Origin of the sequence: Hyphomonas jannaschiana VP2 (assembly GCF_000685215.1) — a bacterium.
Taxonomy (GTDB): Bacteria; Pseudomonadota; Alphaproteobacteria; order Caulobacterales; family Hyphomonadaceae; genus Hyphomonas; species Hyphomonas jannaschiana.
This window is the reverse complement of the sequence record NZ_ARYJ01000007.1, coordinates 17,797-40,825: the sequence shown is the minus strand read 5'-3', so window position 1 is coordinate 40,825 and position 23,029 is coordinate 17,797. Positions and strand designations below refer to the sequence as shown.

The following is a 23,029-nucleotide window of genomic DNA, read 5'->3' as shown; positions in this document are numbered from 1 at the left end:
GGGCCTAAACCGCCAAAAATCGAAAGGGCCTCCATGAACCGGGCGGCATATCACTACAGCTTCGATCACGAGCACCTGCTCAGTATTGAAGGGCTTTCTCCTCTCGATATTACCCACATTCTGGACCTTGCGGACCGCTATGCCGAGGCGACCCGTGCTGGCATCCGGCCGGATCCGGTGCTCAAGGGCAAGGTTGTGGTGAACCTGTTCTTCGAGAACTCCACCCGGACCATGAGCAGTTTCGAGATTGCTGCCCGCCGGCTCGGTGCAGACGTCATTTCGATGCCGGTTGCCGCCTCAAGCGTGAAGAAAGGCGAAACGCTGATCGACACAGCGATGACGCTGAATGCCATGAAACCGGATGCCCTGATCGTGCGGCACTCGGCGTCTGGCGGGCCGAAACTCTTGTCCCGCAAGGTGGATTGCGCCGTCATCAATGCCGGCGACGGAACGCATCAGCATCCAACACAGGGACTGCTGGACACACTTACGATCCGGCGCACCAAAGGCCGCATCGAAGGCCTGAAAGTCGTGATCTGCGGTGACATTGCGCATTCGCGTGTGGCCCGGTCAACAACTCAGGCGCTTCATCTGATGGGGGCAGAAGTGCATCTCTGCGCGCCGCGCACGCTGCTACCATCGGGCACCGAGACCTGGGGCGCAGCCAGCGCCACGACCGATTTCGACAAAGCCCTGAAAGGCGCTGACATCGTCATGATGCTTCGCCTGCAGCTGGAACGGATGGATGGGGCCTTCCTGCCTAGCCGCCGTGAATATTTCAGTTATTTCGGGCTGACAAAAGACCGGCTCGCGCTCGCCAAACCGGATGCGACGGTGATGCACCCCGGCCCGATGAACCGGGGAATCGAGATCGAAAGCGCCATTGCCGATGGCGAACAATCGGTCATTACCGAACAGGTCGAAATGGGCGTCGCCGTCCGCGAAGCCGTGCTTCACCTTCTGGCGGGAGGGCCCGCATGAGCCTCAGCATCTACAATGCCCGCCTGCTCGACCCGGCCAGCGGACTGGATGAAACCGGCGCCATCCTGATCGACCGGGGAAAGATCAAGGAGATCGCCAACGGCCAGACCGAACCGCATGCCGACGCGACAAACACAATCGACGCTGCCGGTCTTTGTCTCGCCCCCGGCCTGATTGACCTTCGCGTCAAAACAGGCGAACCGGGCATCGAACAAAAGGAGACGCTGGCCACAGCCTCGCGCTCTGCTGTTGCAGGCGGCATTACCAGCTTCGTCGTGATGCCTGACACGCGGCCGGTAATCGACGACATGGCGCTGGTCAGGTTCGTTGCGGACACGGCCAGGGCAAATGCTTCTGCGCGCATTTACCCGGCAGGCGCCCTGACAACGGGTCTTGATGGCAACGCGATGGCCGAGATCGGCCTGATGGCGCAGTCAGGCGCTGTCCTGTTCACCAATGGCGACATGCCTGTTGCGAACGCCTCGATCCTTAAACGGACGATGGCTTATGCCGCCAGTCTTGGCGCCTCGATCATGTCTCGCCCGGACGAGCGGTCTCTGTCAGGTTCCGGCGTGATGAATGCCGGAGAGCTTGCCGGACGGATGGGCTTGCCCGGAATCCCGGTCGAGGCCGAATGGATCGGCGCGATGCGGGACACAGCCTTGGCAGAGGCAACGGGATGCACCCTGATCCTGGACCAGGTGTCGACACCGCGCACCGTGGCAATCGCCATGGAGGCCCGCAAGCGAGGTGCCAAAGTGTTCACGACCGCTGCGGCACACAGCTTCTTCTTCAACGAGCTGGATGTCGGCGACTACCTGACTTATTGCAAGGTCAACCCTCCGTTCCGGGATGAAGAGACCCGGCTGGGCTTGATCGATGCACTGAAAAACGGGCTGATCGACGCCGTCGTCTCCGCCCATGACCCTCAGCCACCTGAAGAAAAGCGCCTGCCTTTTGGCGAAGCGGCGTTCGGGGCGGCCGGACTGGAAACTGTTCTCCCTGCCATGCTCAGCCTGGTTCATGATGGCCCGCTCAGCCTGCTCGAAGCGCTGGCGCCGATTACCTGCCGGCCAGCCGATATGCTGGGCCTGCCGCAAGGCCGGCTCGCGAAGAATGCACCAGCAGACGTCATCCTCTTTGATCCCGGCAAGCCCTGGCTGTGCGAACGTGAGCACCTGCGCTCCCGCTCAACCAACTCGCCATTCGACGGACGTCGGCTGCAGGGCCGCGTCCTGCGGACTTTTGTTGGCGGAGAAGAAGTCTTTGCGCATGCGAGCCTCGCCTGAGAAGGCTTGCCCGGACGCTCATCTCTGCCTACCACTTAAACGTGTTTTCGGGAGCTGCGCATGGCCGCATATCTTGTCTTTCCGCTTGCCGCTGTGGTCGGCTACCTCGCCGGGTCGATCCCTTTCGGGCTTCTGCTGACGCGGGCAGCCGGTCTGGGAGACATCCGTCAGGTCGGCTCCGGCAATATCGGCGCGACCAATGTCCTGCGAACCGGCCGCAAGGATCTGGCACTCGCAACGCTGCTGCTCGATAGCCTGAAAGCCGGTCTTGTGGCGCTGGGTTTTGGTCTGCTGGGCGGCGCGGAGCTCGGCCTTGTTGCCGGCGCGGCTGCTTTCATCGGCCATTGTTACCCGATCTGGCTCGGCTTCAAGGGCGGGAAAGGCGTCGCGACCTTCGCAGGCCTGCTGCCATTTGTGTCACTACCGGCTTTTTATGTTGCCGCGCCTGTGTGGTTTGGCATTTTCGCACTCACCCGGATTTCTTCCCTTGCCGCCCTGACCGCCGCTGCCCTTGTCGCCCCCGGGGCATGGCTGGTTGAGGAAGTGATGCACCGGCCGCACAACTGGTTTGTTCTTCTCGGTCTGGCGGCCTTGTCGGTATTCGTCTTCTGGACCCATCGCGCCAATCTCGGCCGCCTGCTGAAAGGCACCGAACCGCGCTTTGGAAGCTCAAAAGCGAAACCAGACGCATGATGTCTGACGGTGAAAGGCTGGACTGGATCCGCCTCGCCAGGACCCACGGGATCGGGCCGGTCAGCTTTTTCCAGCTCATTCGCCGCTTTGGTTCTGCCAGTGCCGCGCTGGACGCCCTTCCGGAACTGTCTGCCCGCTCTCGCAGGACGCGTGCACTCAAGCCACCGGACCGTGATCTGGTCGAGCAGGAATTGGGGGCCGCCAGCCGGTATGGGGCACGCCTCGTTCTGAGTTCCGAGCCGGACTACCCGCCACTTCTAAATGACCTTGAGCCTCCACCGCCTGTCCTGACCCTGCTGGGACAGGCCGACCTTGCATCCCGGCCAACCGTGGCAATTGTTGGCGCGCGAAACGCCTCAGCTGCCGGCCGCAAGATCGCTCGCGACATGGCAGCAGAGCTTGGCCGAAACGGGTTCACAACCGTGTCTGGCCTGGCCCTGGGCATCGACGGCGAGGCACATGCGGCCAGCATTGAGACAGGCACGATCGCGGTACTGGGCGGTGGCATCGACCATGTGTATCCGCCGCAGCACAAGCGTCTCTACGCCGAGATTGCCGCGTCCGGTCTGATCGTGTCCGAAAGCCCGTTCGGGTATCGGGCGAAGGCACAGGACTTTCCGCGCCGTAACCGTATCATTACCGGCATGTCGCTTGGGGTTGTCGTTGTAGAGGCTGCGGAGCGCTCGGGATCGCTGATTTCGGCGCGGGTCGCTGGCGAACAGGGGCGCGAAGTCATGGCTGTACCGGGATCTCCTCTGGACGCACGCGCGGCGGGGACCAACAGCCTGCTTCATCAGGGCGCAACGCTCGTTCGCCACGCGGATGATGTGCTGGATATTCTCGCGACACTGGACCGGCGTCAGGTCTGCGCGCCGCCGCCTCGCCCCTTCGAATTCGACCCGGATGCCGGGGAGCCGAGCGATTCGGAACTGCAGCGGGTGCTCGAAGCGCTGTCGCCCCACCCAATGCCAATCGACGAAATTGCACGCGCCAGCGGCCTGCCCGCTTCGCGGTGCGCAGCCGTCTTGCTGGAGCTTGAATTGTCCGGAGAAGCCCAAACTTTGCCGGGCGGACTGGCCGCCAGGGCATTTTGATCAAGCGGCATACGTGTGGCCAAGCTGCACCGGACAGGTGCCGAAAAATCACTCATCGGCGCTCCGTGGCTGGACGATGCCGGGGACAGCCTCTAAGCCTCAGTCACCGAGACAGAATTCCGTAGTCCGCAGCCGGCGCTGCCGGGGCAAAACCGAGGTAGCCCGAATTGGCCAATTGGTACCATTATGCTGCAGCCCTGGCCCTTGCCGCATCTCCGTCATTCGGAGCAATTGCGCAGGAAACCAGCGCGCCGGATACAACGGCCAATTCGGAACAGGTCGTCCTTGAAGCCGACTATGTCTACGAATTGCGCGACGAAAATTCCATCGTCGCGGAAGGTAATGTCGAAGCACTCTATGACGGGCGCATCCTGCGAGCAGACCGGCTTGTCTACAACCGGACCACAGAACGCGTTCGGGCGACCGGAAATGTCGTTATCATCGACACAGACGGCTCCCAGCAATTCTCCGACGAAGTCGAAGTCGGCTCCAATCTGTCGGATGGTTATGCGATCGGTTATTCCGCCCGTCTGACAGATGGCTCAACCATTGTGGCGAATTCAGCGATCCGCCAGTCGGACGGCATTAACGCCATGGATCAGGTCATCTATACGGCCTGTCCTATCTGTGAAGCCAAGGGCCAGACGCCGACCTGGTCTCTGCGGGCCCGCCGCGCCGTGCTGGACCAGGAAACCCAGATGATTTCCTATCGCGACGCGGTTCTGGAAGTCATGGGCATTCCCGTGTTCTACTTCCCCTACCTCGCGCACCCGGATCCGACGTCTGATCGCCGTTCCGGCCTGATGATCCCGTCCGCTGGCTTTTCGTCCAAGCTCGGCGCGTTCTACCAGCAACCCTATTACTGGGCGATCTCGGACTCCTCAGACCTGACGATCGCACCTCTCATCACGGAAAACGTCAATCCGATGCTGGAACTCGATTACCGCAAGCGGTTTTATTCGGGTGCCATCAATATCAACACGAGCATCACACGGGAAAAAGACTTCGATAGCGACGGTCAGAAATTCGGCGAAGAAAAGTGGCGCGGCCATCTGTACGGCAGCGGCCGGTTTGCGCTGACAGAAGAATGGCAATGGGGCTTCGGCGTCGAAACCCAGACCGACGACCTGTATGACCGCCGCTACGACATCGACGGGCAAGGTGACAAACGCGGGATCTATCAGAGCCAGCCACGCCGGCTCCTGTCCCAGCTATATGCCGTGGGACAAGGCGATTCTTACTACACGGACGTTTCTCTTCTCTCAATTCAGGGGCTTCGCGGCAGCGATGCCGATGGCAGCCTGCCGACCGTCACGCCCTTGCTCTTCAGCGAAAAATACTGGGATCTCGGCGATTACGGCTTTGCCAGCGTGAACGCCTCAACCGCCATTCTGCGCCGCGATGTCGGCGATGACAGCCAGCGCGTCAGCGTTGGGGCAGACTGGTCGACATACAAGATTCTGCCCGGCGGCTTCACTTTCGAGCCTTTCGCGGAACTGCGCGGGGATTACTATCAGCTCGATCAAAGAGGCATCGAAGATGACAACGCTTCGAGGCTGGTCGGCAATGCCGGAACACGCATTGCCTATCCGATGATCCGTCCGGGTAAGACGGTCGACATCATGCTTGAGCCGGAAGTCATGGCCGCATGGGGCACGTCTAATTCGAATGATCCGATCATCCCGAATGAAGATGCCCTGTTATTCGAAATGGATGAAACCGTCCTGTTCGATGCCAACACGGTTGCCGGTTATGACCTCTATGAAGGTGACGGGAAAATCTCTGCCGGGCTGACGGCCCGGGCGGTCTGGAAAGACGGCCCGGAACTGTCTGCCACTGTCGGCCGGAGATGGCGGTCCCGGCCAGACCCGAGCTTTGAAAAAGTCACCAATCTCGACGGCACGACATCGGACTGGGTGGCCGCGGCAACAGCGGATTTCGGCAAGGCCTTGCGCATTGATACGCGGGTTCGGCTTGATCAAGACGGACTGGAACTGAACCGGATCGATACCCGCCTGTCCACACAGTCTTCCAGATGGCGCGCAACCGGCCAGTATTACAAGATCAGCGAACGGCTGAACCCGAACCAGGAGGAAGACGAAGGTTTCTTCATGACCGGCGAATTCCGGATCACTGAACGCTACTCCTTCATCTACGGCCAGCTGCGTGACATAGCGAACGACCGGAATGCCAGAAAGGATTTCGGTATCGCCTATGAAGACGACTGTTCACGCCTCGAACTGGTCTATAGCCGCACGGAACTGCAGGATCGCACACAAGGTCCGTCAGAAAACATTCAGATCCGCTTTTCTCTCAAAACACTTGGGCAATTCGGGTCCAGCGATTTCGATTAAGTCTGCCACTGCCCCGAAATCGCCGTGAACCCTAAATATCCGTAAGTTATCAGGGCTGACTGCGGGCCCGCGTTGCGCCATGCATCAGGATTTGTATGGTCGAAGTTGAATACCTGCCTGCGGGATCGCAGGCATGAATTGGAGACCTCTGATGGTTCGCAAACTCGCCGTCGCCGCAATGATGCTGGCCCTTCCCTTCGCCGGACAAGCGAGTGCTCAGGAAGCCCCGGCAGATGATGGCAGCCTGACTCTGGAAGCCATTGCAGCAGTGGTCAACGACCGGCCGATCTCGTTTACAGACGTCCGGGACCGCGCCCGCATGCTGTTGCTGAGCCTTGGTGGACAGCAACCTTCCCCGGAACAGGTGCAGCAGATCACCGGACAGGCTCTGGAGCAGTTGATTGATGAACGCCTTCAGCTCGAAAAGGCGTCCGAGTTTGAGCTGGAGATCAGCAAGGAAGAGATTGACGGCGCTGTCGAAGGCATGGCTGCCCAATCTGGACTGACCGGCGCCGACCTGAAATCCCAGCTTCTGGCGGCGGGAATCGATCCTTCCAGTCTTGAAGAACAGATGCGTGCCGAACTTGCCTGGAACCGCGTGATGAGCGGCCTCTACGGGTCGCGCATTCGTATTTCCGACAATCAGGTCGACGACCAGATCGAACAATTGCGGCTGGCCGCCAAGAAAACGCAGTACCGCATTTCCGAGATCTTTCTGTTCGCGCCAGACCCAGAGACCCGCACCCAGGCCGAGGAAGCTGCCCGCTCCATTGTGGAGCAGCTGAAAGCTGGCGCTGACTTCCGTATTGCTGCCCAGCGCCTCTCCTCCGCGCCCACCGCAGCGACCGGCGGCGACATGGGCTGGGTTTCGGCCTCCGACCTTCCGCCTGAGCTGGTGCCTGCCATCGAATCAGCTGCCGGCCCAGGCCTGCTGGAGCCGATCACCGTCGATAATGGCGTGTACATTCTCTACATCCAGAACAAGCGGGAGCCGGCGGAAGCGACCACCAAGGTCGATCTCATCCGCCTGATCACCAGCGATGCCACGGATGAAAACCTGAAAGCCGCGATGGAGCGCATTACATCGTGTGACGACGTCCAGACAGTTGCCAACACGACTCAGGGCCTCCGGGCGCAACCGCTCGAAGACATCAACATCGAAGAGCTGGGTCCTGAAGGCAAATCGCTCGTCGAAAGTGCCGAAATCGGTAAGCCGACAGACATTTTTGCTGTCAGTGGCGGATTGGGCACCATGTATGTCTGCCGACGGGAAGAAGGCGCTGAAGCACTTCCATCCCGCGAGGATCTCAAAAACAGCCTCAAGGGGCGTGAACTCAACATGATCTCCGAGCGTGAGCTGCGTAACCTGCGCCGCGACGCCACGATTATCTACCGATAAGGCTTGCACGCCGTTCCATTTGGCGCGACATCCGGCGCGTGACCGAGCAAATGTCTTCTCTTCCCCTCGTCCTGTCCATGGGCGACCCGGCGGGTGTGGGTCCCTCCATCACCGCCGTTGCCTGGCAGGCTTTGAAATCAGACCCTGAGCTTCGGTTCTACGTCATTGGCGCACCGGAGCTTTACCGAAAACTCTGTCCTGTGCAGGAGATTGCTGCACCCGAAGACGCTGCAGCCGTGTTCAGTGCCGCGCTGCCTGTCCTGCCAGTCGGGCCTGTGCCAGAGATCACGCCGGGCAAACCAAACGAAGCCTCCGCCCCATTTATTGTCTCCGCCATCGAAATGGGCGTCGCGCATGTCCGGGAAGGAAAAGCGTCCGGTATCGTCACCAATCCGATCAACAAGGCCCTGCTCTACAGCGCCGGTTTCCGGCACCCGGGTCATACGGAATTCATTGCAGAACTCTGCCGCCCGGAGGGTGGTGAACCGATCCGGCCTGTCATGATGCTCACAGGCGGTGGCCTGAAGGTGGCCCTGGCAACGATCCACCAATCACTGGCCAGCGTGCCCGCGAGCCTGACGCAGGAAGCCCTTGTGGAACTCGGCTCCATTGTGCACAGCGCGATGAAATCCGACTTTGGCATAGCCGCGCCCCGAATTGCCTTTACCGGACTGAACCCTCATGCCGGCGAAGGCGGAGCCATTGGGCGCGAAGAGATCGACATCATCAATCCTGCTGCCGCCACACTCCGCTCCCGGAACATCAACATTTCGGATGCCCGGCCGGCGGACACCGTGTTCGCAGAAGCCTTGTCAGGGGCCTATGATGCGGTGATCGCGATGACACATGACCAGGGCCTGATTCCGGTCAAGACGCTGGATTTCTGGGGCGGCGTGAACATGACGCTCGGTCTTCCGATCGTCCGAACGAGTCCCGATCATGGTACAGGTTACGATGCGGCAGCGGCAGGTACCGCCCGTCCGGACAGCCTGATCGCAGCAATCCGCTCAGCGGCCATGGTCGCGAAGAACAGGAAAACCGCATGAGCGAACAGAATGAGCCCGAACTGACACAGGCCCCGGCGCGCAAGGCGCTCGGCCAGCACTTCCTGTTCGACCCCAGCATTCTTCACCGCGCCGCCACCGCTGCTGGACCGCTGAAAGGTCGCACGGTGATCGAAGTGGGGCCCGGCCCCGGCGGCCTGACGCGCGCCATCCTGAAAGAAGGCGCTGCAAAGCTGATCGCGGTCGAAACGGACCCACGATTTGCCTCAGCCTTGCAGGCCTGGCCTGAAGCGAGCGACGGCCGCCTCACGGTCATCGAGAAGGATGCCCGCAAGGTTAAATGGGAAAAAGTCCTGACCGAACTCGGCGATGGCACACCCGCCATGATCATCGCGAACCTGCCCTACAATGTCGGCACAGTGCTACTGATCGACTGGCTAAAAGCCGGCGCCTGGCGCGGAGAGATGGCGCTGATGTTCCAGAAGGAGGTTGCCCAGCGTATCTGCGCCGATCCGGGAACGGAACATTATGGCCGTCTTGCCGTTCTGGCCCATGCGGTGACGCGGCCGCACATTGCCTTCACCCTGCCGCCCGGGGCTTTCAAGCCGCCACCGAAAGTCGACAGCGCAGTCGCGGTTCTGGACCCCCTCCCCGAAGGCGAACGCTTTCCGTACCTCGACAAGCTGGAGCAGGTCGCCGGCGCTGCGTTCGGTCAGCGCAGGAAAATGTTGCGCGCGGCGCTAAAGCCGTTTGCCAAGAAACATGGCCTGAAAGCGGATGAATGGCTGAAAGATCTCGGCATTGACCCCACAGCACGCGCCGAGACTCTGACACAGGAAGAGTTCCAGCGGATGGCAACCTCCCTGGCCAAATAGAAAACGGCGTCCCGGTATTTCCGGAACGCCGCCTGCTTAAGTGATTGTGCTTTTCTAGACGTCGAACCGGTCGGCGTTCATGACCTTGGTCCAGGCAGACACGAAGTCCTTCACGAACTTCTCCTTGTTGTCATCCTGGGCATAGACTTCCGCATAGGCCCGCAGGATCGAGCTCGAACCGAAGACCAGGTCGAGGCGGGTAGCCGTCCACTTGGTCTTGCCACTCTTGCGATCGCGGATCTCGTAGATTCCATCCTCGCTGGTCGGGTTCCAGGTGTTCGACATGTCCGTCAGATTGACGAAAAAGTCCGTCGTCAGCGCGCCCACCTTGTCAGTAAACACACCATGGGCAGACCCGCCATGGTTCGTACCGATGACGCGCATACCGCCGACAAGAACCGTCATTTCCGGTGCCGTGAGACCCAGCAGCTGGGTATGATCCAGCATGATCTCTTCCGGTTTGACAGCATAGGCCTCCTTGATCCAGTTCCGGTAGCCGTCAACGAGCGGCTCCATTGTCTCAAAGGATTCCGCATCCGTCATTTCGTCGGTCGCATCGCCGCGGCCTGGCGTGAACGGGACGGTGACATTGAAACCAGCCGCCTTCGCTGCCTGCTCAACGCCCACATTACCGGCCAGGACGATGACGTCCGCCACGCTTGCACCGCTCGACGCAGCAATCGGCTCCAGCACGCCCAGCACTTTCTGAAGACGTGCAGGCTCATTGCCTGCCCAGTCTTTCTGCGGTGCAAGGCGAATGCGGGCACCATTCGCACCACCGCGCATGTCAGACCCGCGATAGGTGCGGGCGCTGTCCCATGCGGTCGAGACCATTTCGCCGATGCTGAGGCCGCTATCGGCAATCTTCTTTTTGACCGCATCGACATCATAGCCGGTGGAGCCGACCGGAACCGGATCCTGCCAGATCAGATCCTCCTGCGGCACCCACGGACCGATATAGCGAGCCTTCGGCCCCATATCGCGGTGGGTCAGCTTGAACCATGCCCGGGCGAAGACATCGGAGAAGTATTGGTGGTCATTCCGGAACTTCTCCATATAGCTCCGGTAGATCGGGTCGACTTTCATCGCCATATCGGCATCGGTCATCATTGGCATGGTACGGATGGATGGGTCTTCCACATCCGCCGGCATGTCTTCTTCCTTGATGTCGACTGGCTTCCACTGCCAGGCGCCTGCCGGGCTCTTGGTCGTTTCCCACTCATGGTCGAGCAGCATTTCGAAATAACCGCCATCCCATTTCGTCGGGTCGGACGTCCACGCACCTTCCGGCCCGCCCGTCAACGTATCGCGGCCAAAGCCTTTACCTTTGGGATTGAGCCAGCCAAAGCCCATGGCTTCAATCGCACCGGCTTCCGGTTCCGGCGAAAGCTTCGAGGCATCGGCGTTACCGTGCGCCTTGCCGATCGTGTGGCCACCGGCAGTCAGCGCCGCCGTTTCTTCATCGTTCATGGCCATGCGCTTGAAGGTTTCGCGCACGTCCACCGCGGTCCGGGCCGGATCAGGCTTCCCGTGCACGCCTTCCGGATTCACATAAATAAGGCCCATCACGACGGCAGACAGCGGGTTCTCCAGAGAGGTCCGGTCGTCCTTGTCGGGATAACGATCCGTATCTTCGGTGAGCCACTCCTTTTCAGAGCCCCAATAGGTATCCTTTTCCGGATGCCAGATGTCCTCACGGCCAAAGCCGAAGCCAAATGTCTTCAGTCCGGCCACTTCATAAGCGGCATTGCCGGCCAGCAGGATCAGGTCTGCCCAACTGATCTTGTTTCCGTATTTTTTCTTGATCGGCCAGAGAAGGCGGCGGGCCTTGTCGAGGTTGGCATTGTCCGGCCAGGAGTTCAGAGGTGCAAAACGGATATTGCCCGCGCCGCCGCCGCCGCGGCCATCGGCGAGGCGATAAGATCCGGCAGAGTGCCAGGCGAGACGAATGAAGAGGCCCGCATAGCTGCCCCAGTCTGCCGGCCACCAGTCTTGGCTATCAGTGACAAGTGCATGGATGTCTTTCTGCAGCTGGTCGAAGTCGAGCTTCTTCACCTCATCCCGGTAGCTGAAATCCTTGCCATAGGGCTGAACCTTGCTGTCGTGCTGATGCAGGATGTCGAAATTCAGGGCTTGTGGCCACCACGCCATGACTGAGGTTTCAGTCGTCGTCAGGCTTCCGTGCATTACCGGGCACTTGCCGCGGCCCATATCATTGCCATCCATAGTATTCTCCCTTTCGCTTAAGCGTTTTTCAGATCCGAAACGAGGCATGCCAGGCACACCGCAAAAACTTCGGTGACGGCCAGACACCGGAATGGTGCCGGCGAGGTTCATCACCGCACGATAACTCTACGCCTGCCAGACGAATAGGACCAATTGATTGCTTGAGGGGTTGCTATAGTTTTTGACTATATCTTATTTTCCCCAAACAAAACAAAGGCCCCGAGGCTATCGCCCCGGGGCCTCCTAAGAAAATTTCATTTTCCCTACATGCCGGCGAGGACAGCCAGCAGCAGAAGCGCCACGATATTCGTGATCTTGATCATCGGGTTCACAGCCGGACCGGCGGTGTCCTTGTAGGGGTCACCCACCGTATCGCCCGTCACGGCAGCCTTGTGGGCTTCAGAGCCCTTGCCGCCATGATTGCCGTCTTCGATATACTTCTTGGCGTTGTCCCATGCCCCGCCGCCCGATGTCATCGAGATGGCGACGAACAGGCCGGTGACGATCACGCCCAGAAGCATGGCGCCCACGGCTGCGAAGGCAGCACTCTTGCCAGCGATGGCAAGGATCACGCCGAACAGGACCACAGGTGACAGCACCGGCAGGAGCGACGGCACGATCATTTCCTTGATGGCTGCCTGAGTCAGAAGGTCGACGGCGCGACCGTAATCCGGCTTCACCTCGCCTTTCATGATACCCGGCATTTCGCGGAACTGACGCCGGACTTCCTCAACAACGGCCTGGGCTGCACGCCCCACAGCCATCATCGACATGCCGCCGAAGAGGAACGGCAGAAGACCGCCAAACAGAAGGCCAACCACGACGTATGGATTGGCAATCGAGAAATCGACCGCCACGCCGGAGAAGAAAGAACCATCCGCGGCTTTCGCCGAGAAATATTTCAGATCCTCCGAATAGGCCGCAAACAGAACGAGCGCGCCGAGACCGGCGGAGCCGATTGCGTAGCCCTTCGTCACAGCCTTGGTCGTGTTCCCGACTGCGTCGAGGGCGTCCGTCGTGTCACGTACTTCCGAGGGAAGCTCTGACATTTCAGCAATGCCGCCCGCATTGTCCGTGACCGGACCGAATGCGTCGAGCGCAACGATCATGCCTGCCAGAGCCAGCATCGTGGTGGTCGCAATCGCGACACCATAGAGGCCTGCCAGATTATAGGTGGCGATGATGCCAGCGATGATCGTCAGGGCCGGCAGCGCGGTCGACTCCAGTGAGACAGCGAGGCCCTGGATCACGTTCGTGCCGTGACCGGACTCCGACGCCTTCGCCACGGACCGTACCGGACGATACTTTGTCTCGGTATAATATGCCGTAATGACAACGATCAGGCCTGTCACAGCAAGGCCAAGCAGGCCGCAGAGGAACAGGTCCATCCCGGTGATTTCACCAGAAAGCCCAAGCGCGGCTGCCGCACCTTCCAGCGGGCCGAACCCCGCAGGCAGTACCTGGCTGATAACGAGTGCCAGGGCACCGATCGACAGGACACCTGTAACGATGAGGCCCTTGTAGAGCGCGCCCATGACGTCGGTCTTGCCCGGGCCGAGATTGACGAAATATGTGCCGATGATCGACGTGATGATGCAGACACCGCCAATGGCCAGCGGCAGCAGCATCAGGTCTCCCAGATAGCTGGCATCCGCAAAATAGATCGCACCGAGCACCATGGTCGCAACCAGCGTCACGGCATAGGTCTCGAACAGGTCGGCTGCCATGCCGGCACAGTCACCGACATTGTCGCCCACATTGTCTGCAATCGTCGCAGCGTTACGCGGGTCATCTTCCGGAATACCGGCTTCAACCTTGCCGACCATGTCACCGCCGACGTCTGCGCCTTTGGTGAAGATGCCGCCGCCGAGACGGGCGAAGATCGAAATGAGCGAAGCCCCGAAACCAAGTGCGACAAGGGAATCGATGATTTCCCGCTTCTGGTCTTCCTCAGTCAGGCTGAGACCCATGATCATGGTCAGGAAGCCGTAATAGAGAACAATACCAAGAAGAGCGAGGCCGACAACGAGCATGCCGGTAATGGCGCCAGACTTGAACGCCATTTTAAGTCCGGCATTGAGGCCGGATTTTGCGGCTTCCGTCGTGCGGACATTGGCCTGCACCGAGACTTTCATGCCGATGAAACCGGCTGCGCCGGAGAGCACGGCACCGATGACAAAGCCGAGCGGCGCTACCAAGTTCCAGAACGCAATGCCAAGCAAAACAACGACCACGACGCCGACAATGGCGATGGTCCGATACTGGCGGCCGAGATAGGCGTTTGCGCCTTCCTGAATGGCCGCAGCGATTTCGCGCATTCGCGCGTCACCCGCGGGGGCGGACTGGATCGAACGAGCCTGAATAAACCCGTACAAAACCGAGATTACGCCCGCTGCGAGAGCGAGATAATACCACATGAACCTTGTTTCCTTCCCTAGCCAAATCGAACCGGTTTTGCCCGGTTTCTCCCTGAGCTTTCTTTATTATGGGTACTTTGCTGCCACCCCCTGACGTCAGGTGCAAGATGCCTCACGTTTGAAGCGAGTCAGACAAGACCCGGTTCAGCCATGCTCGAAGCCGAGTCTTTCCGGTAGGTTAACGCGCGCACCATCCATACAAGCTGTCAGACCGGCTCCAGACGCAAAAGATCCTATTTGTGTGACCTTGATGCCCTCTTCCCCAGCGTAAGCCAGAATTCGGGAGGTCACCGACTCAGGTGCGGCAAACAGAACCTGATAGTCGTCGCCCCAGGACGCGAGCGCGAGACGCTCTTCAAGAGTTGAGGCTCCACCGGCATAAGGCACGGCGTCCAGATCGACCGTCACCGACAGGCCGGACGCCTCCGCAAGCATGCGGGCATCCCCTAGTAGTCCGTCGGAGACATCCATTGATCCGGTGGCGCAATCTCGTAGCAGCCCGGTAATGGCCAATGGCGCCAGCTGAGGCTCCCTGTAGGCCGCGACATGAGGGTCATCCACGCGCCCGTCCCGGAGCGCCCTGTAGCCAAGAAGTGCTGCGCCGATCGCTCCGGTCACCCAAAGCCTGTCACCCGCCTGCGCCCCACTGCGCCGGATCACGCCGCCCGGGCCGGACTGGCCGGTCAAGGTCAGGGACAGGAACAGGCCTTGCGGGCTGGCCGTCGTGTCGCCGCCGATCAGCCGGATGCCCCAGCTGGACAGTTCATCCCCCAAAGCTGCCGCAAACCGGGCAAGCTGCTCTTCCGGCCTGGTGCCTGGCCAGCCAAGCGTCAGCAAAGCCTCCAGCGGCCGGGCACCTTTGGCGATGATGTCCGACACATTCGCCCGGACCAGCTTGCGCGCGATGGTGTCGACTGGATCGTCTGGAAAGAAGTGCACGCCCTCGACCAGTGCATCGACCGTCGCGATGACAGGTCCGCTCGGGGTAGAGAGTTCGGCCACATCGTCACGCAAGGCCGCCGCCCCGGGTGATGCTACCAACGGCGCGAAATACCGGGAGATCCAGTCACGTTCGCCCACGCCTAGTCAGACACCTCTTGTTCCGCCAATGGCCGCTTTACGCCATCCAGAACCACGCCCCAGACCGGGATTGCGTCCCAGTCCTTCCCTTTAGTGTCCAGCGGGTTCTCGCCGAGAATAGTAAAATCCGCGCGTTTGCCGGGCTCGATCGAGCCGATTTCCGCCTCCAGGCCGAGCACACGGGCTGCATCGAGCGTAATCGCTTCAAGCGCCTCGTAGGGGCTGAGCGCCATCTCAGCTTCATACACGCCGCCCTCGCGTGTCGCCCGGGTCATATGGACACCTGCCGCCCGCAACGGATAAGGCGGCGCCAGGGGCGCATCGCTATGCACCGCTACGGGGACGCCTGCGACCGTCAGCGCGCCCAATGGAGAAATCCACTTGGCCCGTACATCTCCCAACGGCCCGGCATATTCGTTCGCCATGTAGAAGACATAGTGGCTTGCGGCGGAGAGCTGCGCATCCAGCCGCCCGGCCAGTTCCACCTGCTCCGGTGAAAACAGGCCGCCATGCTCAATGACAAAGCTGTTGTTGGGGCCGTCACCTTCCCGAAGTGTCTCCAGCGCCTTCAGCGTCGCGCCCTGGGCTGCGTCGCCATTCGAATGGATATTCACGCCGAGTCCCGCGTCCCAATAGGGCTGGATCGCCGGAACAATTCCATCCGGTCCGGCGACCCACAGGCCTTCAGATCCCTTCGATTGACCGGAGAGATAGCCCGGCGGGGAAAGCCGCATTGTCTGGCTGTAGAAGGCGCCATCGGTGAAGAACTTTACCCTTGGTAATACGGGCGCCGGGGTTGGCCGCTCGCCGCTGACCATATCGAGAACCGCCTGGACTTTCCCGTCACCGAATGTCCGCTCCAGCGCGCGGTATTCCGGCACCAGATAGAGGTGATAGCCCGCCGCCTGTGCGCTCCCCCAATTGGTGCGGATATTCGCGTCCTCCATCTCCCAGCCGAACAGGCCATAGGCCATCTCGGCCGTGGTCGTGACGCCGGCCTGGCGCAGCATGGAAGAGAAGCCGTGGAAACCTGCCGTGACATTCTCCGGCGCAAGGATCACGCCCGCATAGGCCTGGATCACTAGCAGCGCCGCATCTTCATAGATCCGGCCAGTCAGTTCCCCCGCTTCATCGAGATCAATACCATGAAAGGACTGCGCCAGCGCAGGCGTAAAGCCCGCCGCTTCGATCGCGGCGCTGTTCAGATAGAAATCATGAGAGGAATAGTGCCAGACGATCAGGGGCTGGTCCGGCGCAATCATGTCGAGGTCCGTTCTGGTCAGATCACCGTGCACCAGATTGTGGTAGCCATACGCAACGACGGGCGTGTCTGGCTGTGCCTCCGCAACAATACCGGACAAGGCCGCAAGAAACGCTTCCCGTGTCGGCAGGCCGGCTTTCATTCCGTGAGGCGTTGCCATCGGCCAGGGCGGCGTGATGGGCAGATTGTATTGCAGCGCGCCCAGCACGACGTGCACATGCGGGTCGATCAGGCCCGGCACGATCACGTTGTCCTCAAATGCCGTGTCGACCACCGCCGCAGGCAAGGCACCCCGCAAGTCTGCCAGCGTTCCCGTGGAAAGGATGCGATCACCAGATACCGCAACCGCCTCGGCGGTATCGCCCTCACCCGCCATCGTGACCACCGCTTTTGCAGGGTAGATAACGACGCCCTCACCCGCTGCCGGATCTGGAGATGATGGTGCGGCGCATGCCGAGACCGCAATCGCTGCGGCCAGCATCAGTCGTTTCATGGAGCCCTCCTCCCTGTCTTTGTCAGAGAAGCGTGGCGTGCCCGGTACTCGATTGCAAGCGGGATCAGAGGCCTTCGCGGCCAATGGCGTAGAAGCGTTCCGCACGCTGGCGGCGCAGTTCCGCCGGCGACAGGCCATCCAGTTCCTTCAGCGACTTTTCGAGCGCCTTGGCTGCTGTGGCCATCGCCCGCTGCGGGTCGCGATGGGCGCCTCCGACGGGCTCTTTGACAACTTCGTCAATGACCTTGGTCCGCAGCAGGTCCGGCGCGGTGATCTTCATCGCGTCCGCTGCATCCTTCGCCTTGCCTGCATCGCGATAGAGAATGGACGCGCAGCCTTCCGGCGAGATCACCGAATAGATGGCATGCTCCATCATCAGAACCTTGTTGGCCGCCGCGATACCGATGGCGCCGCCTGACATGCCTTCACCAATAATCAGCGTCACAAAGGGGACGCCGAGCGTCAGGCCACGCTGCGTGCCGCGCGCAATGGCTTCTGCCTGTCCACGCTCTTCCCCCCCCTTACCCGGATAGGCCCCGGCCGTGTCCGGGAAGCTGAGCACAGGCAGGTTGAACTTCTCTGCCAGATCCATGAGGCGCACGGCCTTCCGGTATCCTTCCGGGTGGGCCATACCGAAATTATGCCGCAAGCGCGTTTCGGTCGTCCGGCCTTTCTCATGGCCCATAATGACCACAGGGCGCCCCTTGAAGCGCGCCAGACCGCCGATCACGGCCTCATCGTTGCCATAGACCCGGTCGCCAGCCAGTTCTTCGAAATCTTCAAAGACATTCTCGACGAAGTCACTAAAATGCGGCCGGTCCGGATGGCGGGCCACCTGCGTCTTCTGCCAGGCGCTCAGATCGGAATACGTATCCTTAAGCAGCTTCTGGGATTTCGCCTTCAGCTTTGTCAGCTCGTCCGAAATCGACGGGCCATCCTTGCGGCCCGACAGCGTTTCCAGTTCGGCGATCTTGGAATCCAGTTCCGCCAGCGGCTTTTCGAATTCGAGATATGAAACTTTCATGGCGCGCAAACTAGCAATCGCAGACTGACTCGCCTAGTGCCGAGATCAGAAGAGCACGCCTTGCATTTTCGCGACGGCTGGCAGGATCAGGACGCCCAGAAGGACCGGAAAAACGAACAAAATCAAAGGCAATGTCAGCTTCGCCGGCAGTGCCATGGCTTTTTCTTCGGCCATGAGGATCCTCCGCTGACGCATATCAGCAGAGAAAATGCGCAAAGTTGCGCCCAGACTCGTCCCCATTTCCTCTGCCTGACGCAGCATTGTGGCAAGCGATCCGGCCTCTTCCAGGTTCATCCTGTCAGCAAAGGACCGCCAGGCCTGTTTGCGGGATTTACCTGCCCTGAGCTCCAGAGACAGGGTTTTCATATGGCCGGCGATGATGGGATGGCGGAGTTCCAACTCCTCGCCCACACGCTGCACCGATGCGTCGAGGCTGAGGCCAGCTTCAACACAGGCGACCATCAGATCCATCATGTCGGGAAACCCAAGGGAACACTGACTTTGCCGGGCAGAAATCAGATGATCGACGTAGAAGGATGGCGCCACCAGCCCTACGATCAACAGACCAACACTGATGAAGAGAGGAACGGTCGACTGAAAATTGCTGAGGTAAGGCAACATAAAGAGAAGCGCCAGCTGCGGCAGGATCACACAGACCAGGCGAGCGAGATAATACTGCCCCACAGCGCTAGAATGCGTCAGGCCTGCGAGCGCGAGACGCGCGCGCACCTCGCTGACTTTTTCCTCATTCGTCGGGGCCACTTTACTGGACACCTGCAGGACCAGATTGTCCACCGGACTGACATGTTTGTGCGGTTCCATGAACTGGGTCCCGCGCCGCTCCAGACGGCGCTCGACCTCTTCCTTCGCCTTGGCGTTACGCCAGACAGAAAGGACGCCCGGCACAGCAACAGCGACAGCCACCGCCAGCATGACTATCGGGAGCCAGATGTCTGTGAGGGGAAGATCGCCAAACATGTTGCCCATCACATTTTGAAGTTGATCATTTTACGCATGACCATGTTCCCGATGAACATCCAGGTGAACAGGCCTGCGAAGGAATAGCGGATCAGCGGCGTATCGATGACATCGCCATAGAATTCCGGCCGCAGCAGATGAATGGCCAGCATCACAAGGAAGGGCGCAGCTGTCAGGATCATGGCTGACGTCCGCCCTTCGGACGACGCTGCGCGCACTTTCAGGCGCATGGTCTGACGTTCACGGATCGTGGTCGCGAGCGCTTTCAATAGTTCTGTCAGGTTCCCGCCGGTTTTTTCCTGCAGGCGCACAGTTGCAGCAAACAATTCGATGTCCGGATCCCCTGCCCGCTCCGCCATACGCTGAACCGCATTGGTCAGCGACATGCCGTAAGAGACTTCATCTGCAGCCATGCCGAATTCGGTACCGATCGGATCGGGCATTTCCCGGGCAACCAGCGCAATCGCCGTCGCAACCGGATGACCAGCTTCCAGGCTGCGGCAGGCAATCTGCATGGCATCCGGCAGCTGTTGTGCCAGCTTCTTCATCCGCTTGGCGCCGACCATCTTCAGGGCAATGATTGGCCCAAGCGCGAAAATTGCCAAAGCGAGACCGCTCGCCGTCAGGAACCCTCCAACCAATTTCATGTAAGCAAATGCGATGACCATGCCGCCGATGCCTGACATGCCGAACCAACGGGCCGGCTGGTAAGGCAGTCCGGAGCGCACAACCAGCTGGTTGAACCATTGCAGTGGCATGGCGAAATTGCCGAACTCGTCGAGGCCACGACTCTTGCGCAGCTCGATCATCGCCTCATTGGTGCTTTCGAAACGTTCCTTGAACTGTAGCCGCTGGTTCACGATGCGCTGGGTCTGCGCTGTCGAGAACAGACTCATCACCGCCTGTAACGCCAGGAACACGGCACCGATAGCCATGATCATGGGGATCATGAATGTCAGGCTGACATCTGAAAGATCCGGCAGGCCGAACACGTTTCTCTCCTAAAAGCGCGTGGACGGGTCGAACATACCCGGCGGCATATGCACACCGCGGCGCTCCATCTCGTCCAGGAATTTCGGGCGAAGGCCTGTGGCCGCGAAGTGCCCCTCCACCTTGCCTTCATCCGTTGTGCCGGTACGGACAAACTGGAAGATTTCCTGCAACTGCACTACAGATCCCTCCATGCCTGTCACCTCGGCAATGGACATCACCCGACGGGAGCCATCCGACAAGCGTGACGCCTGCACGATGAAGTTTACAGCAGACGCGATCTGCCCGCGGATGGCATGTTCGGAGATTTTCATGCCGCCGATCATGACCATCTGCTCCAGACGGGTGAGCGCATCGCGAGGATTGTTTGCGTGGATGGTCGCCATGGACCCTTCATGACCGGTATTCATGGCCTGAAGCATGTCGAAGGCTTCCTCGCCGCGCACCTCGCCCAGGATAACCCGGTCGGGACGCATCCGCAGCGCGTTCTTGACCAGTTCCCGCTGGCGGATTTCGCCCTTGCCTTCTATGTTCGGCGGACGGGTCTCCATCCGGGCGACGTGCGGCTGCTGCAGCTGAAGCTCTGCAGCATCTTCAATCGTGATCAGGCGCTCATCCGGGCTGATGGCGGACGACAATGCATTCAACAGAGTTGTCTTGCCCGAGCCTGTCCCGCCGGAAATCACTGTCGAAGCCCGGCACTTCACAGCACCCAGGATGAAGTCCGCCACGGGGCGTGGAATAGCTCCAAATTCCACGAGCTTGTCGATGGTCAGCGGTGATTTCGAGAATTTCCGGATCGACACCAGAGGCCCATCAATCGCAATCGGCATCACGGCTGCGTTGACGCGGCTGCCATCGGACAGGCGCGCATCCACCAGCGGCTGGCTTTCATCCACACGGCGGCCCACAGCCGACACGATCCGCTGAACAATCCGCAGGAGGTGGTCATTGTCCGCAAAGCGCACGGGAGCCACCTGCAGCTTGCCGTGGCGTTCCACATAGACCTGATCACAGCCATTGATCAGGATGTCTGCAATGGAGTCATCCTTGAGCAGTGGTTCGATCGGCCCAAGGCCCGTCATCTCGTCCATCACGGCATCCGCGAAGCTCGCTTCCTCCGCAGCCGACAAGGCCATTTCTTCCTTGCGGATAATATCGGCGATAATGCTCCGCACGCGGCGGCGCAGAGTCTCGTCGTCCAGCTTCTCAAGCTTGGACAGGTCCAGCTCGTCGATCAGCTTGGCATGGATTTTAAGCTTCGCGTCCAACTGATCGAAGCCACCGGTTTCCGCTTTGGCACGCGGCGGTGTTGGCGGCGGAACAGGCGTGGACGGCTTGGCTTCAGCTTCCGGCGGAGGGGCTGGCGGGGTCGAGAATCCGAAACGGCTCATCCGCGGCGCCTCCGCTTACCTTCTGCTGGCGCAGCGGCCTGAGCCTCTGCCGGCAGCATCATCTGAACCAATTGACCGATGTCAGAGACAAGCGGGCTTTTCTGGACGACCTCCGCAATCGGACGTCCGAGATTGACGGCCGTCCGTGCTGCGTCCCAATCCGACGTGATCGTGGAATCGATCTTCCGGTCGATGGCGCCCTCTGCCTTGTCCAAGGCAAACTCGGCACGCAGGCGCTTTTTCTGGAACATGCGGTTCAGAACAAGTTTCGCTGGCACACGGTCGTGACGGAGCACATCGACTTCACGCGCCATATCTGCTGCAGCATGAAGACTGGGCACGGTCAGCTCACTGATAACAATGGCTTCATCCACAGCGCTCAGTACAGACTTGGTCCAGGGCATCATATGCCGCGGCATATCGACAATGGTGAACTCGAACATGCCGCACGCGACATCCAGCAGACGCAGGATCGCCGGTTCTGTCGCCAGCTCGTCCCCATCCGGGTTGCGGGGCGCCGCGATGATCGAGACACCGCTTTCGTGCTGGTAGCACCAGGCCGCAAGCAGTCTCGGATCAAGACGCTCCGGCGCGGCCGCCAGCGCCGACAGGTCGAGTTTCGGCACAGCTTCCAGGAAAGAAGTCGTCATACCGTCCGCGACATTCAGATCCACGAGGCAAACACGTCCCGGCCCGAAGCGCCGCGCCAGCTCAAAGGCACTCTCAATGGCAATCGTGGTGACACCCGCACCGCCGACCGCACCCCGGAACGCCCAGCACACGCTGGAGCCGCCGACACCGCCGGTCGATGTGTCGCGAAGCTTTTCCGCTGCATCGATAATATCCGCGGGATTCGACGAAATAGGCAGGACATCGGACGCATCAAGCTTCATCAGCGCGCGCACCATGCTGCCGGGGATCTGGTCTGACAGCACGATCACGGCCGTCGACGGCCGATCAACAGCCAGCTTCAGCAGCAGTTCGTCCCAGCCGGGCAGCCCCTGTTCCAGAAGCATGATTCCGCCGCCAAATTTCATCGCAGCTTCCGAAGCTGACAGCTGGCTGAGATCCGCCAGCTCCACGCAATGCGGCTGAAGGGCGCCGAGCCTTTCGTCGCTGACCAGTGCCGCAAGGTGCGGGATAATACGGTCCGATCCGGACCGGGGGGTATTTGCCGGGGCCGGTTGGGTCATCACGAAGTCTCCCCGCTTCCATTGAGACCGGACGGTTTCAGTTCCTTGCGCTTGCCCTCATTTAGCGCGCGAACGGCATTCGCCGCACGAACGCCGGATGCAGACTGGTTTGCCTCGGAATTTGGAACCGTCACATCACGGATGGACTGTTCTGCGATATTGGCTGTACTGGCGCCGCCCAGCAGAAACTGGTCCTGATAATCATGCGATGCACAGGCTGGCAGGACGCCAAGCAACATGATCGGAAAAGCATTTCTGAACTTTTTCATTTTTGTCAGTCCCAT

18 protein-coding genes are annotated in these 23,029 nt (G+C 60.3%); 8 read left to right on the top strand and 10 right to left on the bottom strand.

What is annotated here, in order from left to right:
* The first annotated feature begins 33 nt into the window (after positions 1 to 33).
* The 8 genes from HJA_RS11740 to rsmA all read left to right on the top strand — a co-directional run bounded on the left by HJA_RS11740 (position 34) and on the right by rsmA (position 9,689).
* On the top strand, positions 34 to 981 hold the full coding sequence (locus tag HJA_RS11740; protein ID WP_035582478.1) for an aspartate carbamoyltransferase catalytic subunit: 948 nt from the start codon (positions 34 to 36) through the stop codon (positions 979 to 981).
* Complete coding sequence (locus tag HJA_RS11735; protein WP_035582475.1) at positions 978 to 2,270, top strand: amidohydrolase family protein; 1,293 nt, start codon at positions 978 to 980, stop codon at positions 2,268 to 2,270. Before HJA_RS11740 ends, HJA_RS11735 begins: the two co-directional genes overlap by 4 nt.
* A gap of 60 nt (positions 2,271 to 2,330) precedes the next feature.
* On the top strand, positions 2,331 to 2,963 hold the full coding sequence (gene plsY, locus HJA_RS11730; RefSeq protein ID WP_035582472.1) for a glycerol-3-phosphate 1-O-acyltransferase PlsY: 633 nt from the start codon (positions 2,331 to 2,333) through the stop codon (positions 2,961 to 2,963).
* A complete protein-coding gene (gene dprA / locus HJA_RS11725) occupies positions 2,960 to 4,057 on the top strand; it encodes a DNA-processing protein DprA (protein ID WP_035582470.1) in 1,098 nt (365 codons plus the stop codon). The genes plsY and dprA overlap by 4 nt, the downstream gene beginning before the upstream one ends.
* A 167-nt stretch (positions 4,058 to 4,224) precedes the next feature.
* Positions 4,225 to 6,411 (top strand): LPS-assembly protein LptD, encoded by a 2,187-nt coding sequence (locus HJA_RS11720; protein WP_035582468.1) that lies wholly within the window; start codon positions 4,225 to 4,227, stop codon positions 6,409 to 6,411.
* Positions 6,412 to 6,562: 151 nt separating this feature from the next.
* On the top strand, positions 6,563 to 7,810 hold the full coding sequence (locus HJA_RS11715) for a SurA N-terminal domain-containing protein (protein ID WP_035582465.1): 1,248 nt from the start codon (positions 6,563 to 6,565) through the stop codon (positions 7,808 to 7,810).
* Positions 7,811 to 7,860: 50 nt separating this feature from the next.
* Positions 7,861 to 8,856: a 4-hydroxythreonine-4-phosphate dehydrogenase PdxA gene (gene pdxA, locus HJA_RS11710; protein WP_035582462.1), complete on the top strand. Its 996-nt coding sequence runs from the start codon at positions 7,861 to 7,863 to the stop codon at positions 8,854 to 8,856.
* Entirely contained in the window at positions 8,853 to 9,689 is an 837-nt protein-coding gene (gene rsmA, locus HJA_RS11705) for a 16S rRNA (adenine(1518)-N(6)/adenine(1519)-N(6))-dimethyltransferase RsmA (RefSeq protein WP_035582460.1), read from the top strand. Before pdxA ends, rsmA begins: the two co-directional genes overlap by 4 nt.
* 54 nt (positions 9,690 to 9,743) lie before the next feature.
* Here the strand turns inward: rsmA and katG are convergent, their stop codons facing one another.
* The 10 genes from katG to HJA_RS11655 form a co-directional block, all read right to left on the bottom strand.
* Positions 9,744 to 11,915, bottom strand: a complete 2,172-nt coding sequence (katG, locus tag HJA_RS11700) for a catalase/peroxidase HPI (RefSeq protein WP_035582459.1) — start codon at positions 11,913 to 11,915, stop codon at positions 9,744 to 9,746.
* 263 nt (positions 11,916 to 12,178) lie between these two features.
* The gene (locus HJA_RS11695) at positions 12,179 to 14,332 is read right to left on the bottom strand and encodes a sodium-translocating pyrophosphatase (RefSeq protein ID WP_035582457.1); all 2,154 of its coding nucleotides are present in this window, start codon (positions 14,330 to 14,332) and stop codon (positions 12,179 to 12,181) included.
* Between the two features lie 144 nt (positions 14,333 to 14,476).
* On the bottom strand, positions 14,477 to 15,412 hold the full coding sequence (gene thiL / locus HJA_RS11690; RefSeq protein WP_035582455.1) for a thiamine-phosphate kinase: 936 nt from the start codon (positions 15,410 to 15,412) through the stop codon (positions 14,477 to 14,479).
* Between the two features lie 2 nt (positions 15,413 to 15,414).
* Complete coding sequence (locus tag HJA_RS11685; protein WP_035582453.1) at positions 15,415 to 17,166, bottom strand: amidohydrolase; 1,752 nt, start codon at positions 17,164 to 17,166, stop codon at positions 15,415 to 15,417.
* Positions 17,167 to 17,230: 64 nt separating this feature from the next.
* Positions 17,231 to 18,190 carry an acetyl-CoA carboxylase carboxyltransferase subunit alpha gene (locus HJA_RS11680; RefSeq protein WP_035582451.1) on the bottom strand — a complete coding sequence of 320 codons (960 nt, stop codon included), beginning with the start codon at positions 18,188 to 18,190 and terminating at the stop codon, positions 17,231 to 17,233.
* A 45-nt stretch (positions 18,191 to 18,235) separates the two neighbouring features.
* Positions 18,236 to 18,985 (bottom strand): type II secretion system F family protein, encoded by a 750-nt coding sequence (locus tag HJA_RS11675; protein WP_206741717.1) that lies wholly within the window; start codon positions 18,983 to 18,985, stop codon positions 18,236 to 18,238.
* Between the two features lie 191 nt (positions 18,986 to 19,176).
* Positions 19,177 to 20,160 carry a type II secretion system F family protein gene (locus tag HJA_RS11670; RefSeq protein ID WP_241764350.1) on the bottom strand — a complete coding sequence of 328 codons (984 nt, stop codon included), beginning with the start codon at positions 20,158 to 20,160 and terminating at the stop codon, positions 19,177 to 19,179.
* Positions 20,161 to 20,169: 9 nt separating this feature from the next.
* Positions 20,170 to 21,552 carry a TadA family conjugal transfer-associated ATPase gene (locus HJA_RS11665; RefSeq protein WP_035582447.1) on the bottom strand — a complete coding sequence of 461 codons (1,383 nt, stop codon included), beginning with the start codon at positions 21,550 to 21,552 and terminating at the stop codon, positions 20,170 to 20,172.
* Positions 21,549 to 22,745: a CpaE/TadZ family protein gene (locus tag HJA_RS11660; RefSeq protein WP_035582445.1), complete on the bottom strand. Its 1,197-nt coding sequence runs from the start codon at positions 22,743 to 22,745 to the stop codon at positions 21,549 to 21,551. The genes HJA_RS11665 and HJA_RS11660 overlap by 4 nt, the downstream gene beginning before the upstream one ends.
* Positions 22,745 to 23,014 (bottom strand): hypothetical protein, encoded by a 270-nt coding sequence (locus HJA_RS11655; protein WP_155839945.1) that lies wholly within the window; start codon positions 23,012 to 23,014, stop codon positions 22,745 to 22,747. Before HJA_RS11655 ends, HJA_RS11660 begins: the two co-directional genes overlap by 1 nt.
* Between the last annotated feature and the right edge of the window lie 15 nt (positions 23,015 to 23,029).

Coding starts and splice junctions, on each gene's coding strand:
- HJA_RS11655 (WP_155839945.1), bottom strand. CDS start 23,014: ATGAAAAAGTTCAGAAATGCTTTTCCGATCATGTTGCTTGGCGTCCTG.
- katG (WP_035582459.1), bottom strand. CDS start 11,915: ATGGATGGCAATGATATGGGCCGCGGCAAGTGCCCGGTAATGCACGGA.
- HJA_RS11665 (WP_035582447.1), bottom strand. CDS start 21,552: ATGAGCCGTTTCGGATTCTCGACCCCGCCAGCCCCTCCGCCGGAAGCT.
- plsY (WP_035582472.1), top strand. CDS start 2,331: ATGGCCGCATATCTTGTCTTTCCGCTTGCCGCTGTGGTCGGCTACCTC.
- dprA (WP_035582470.1), top strand. CDS start 2,960: ATGATGTCTGACGGTGAAAGGCTGGACTGGATCCGCCTCGCCAGGACC.
- HJA_RS11680 (WP_035582451.1), bottom strand. CDS start 18,190: ATGAAAGTTTCATATCTCGAATTCGAAAAGCCGCTGGCGGAACTGGAT.
- HJA_RS11660 (WP_035582445.1), bottom strand. CDS start 22,745: ATGACCCAACCGGCCCCGGCAAATACCCCCCGGTCCGGATCGGACCGT.
- HJA_RS11715 (WP_035582465.1), top strand. CDS start 6,563: ATGGTTCGCAAACTCGCCGTCGCCGCAATGATGCTGGCCCTTCCCTTC.
- pdxA (WP_035582462.1), top strand. CDS start 7,861: ATGTCTTCTCTTCCCCTCGTCCTGTCCATGGGCGACCCGGCGGGTGTG.
- HJA_RS11695 (WP_035582457.1), bottom strand. CDS start 14,332: ATGTGGTATTATCTCGCTCTCGCAGCGGGCGTAATCTCGGTTTTGTAC.
- HJA_RS11735 (WP_035582475.1), top strand. CDS start 978: ATGAGCCTCAGCATCTACAATGCCCGCCTGCTCGACCCGGCCAGCGGA.
- HJA_RS11740 (WP_035582478.1), top strand. CDS start 34: ATGAACCGGGCGGCATATCACTACAGCTTCGATCACGAGCACCTGCTC.
- HJA_RS11685 (WP_035582453.1), bottom strand. CDS start 17,166: ATGAAACGACTGATGCTGGCCGCAGCGATTGCGGTCTCGGCATGCGCC.
- rsmA (WP_035582460.1), top strand. CDS start 8,853: ATGAGCGAACAGAATGAGCCCGAACTGACACAGGCCCCGGCGCGCAAG.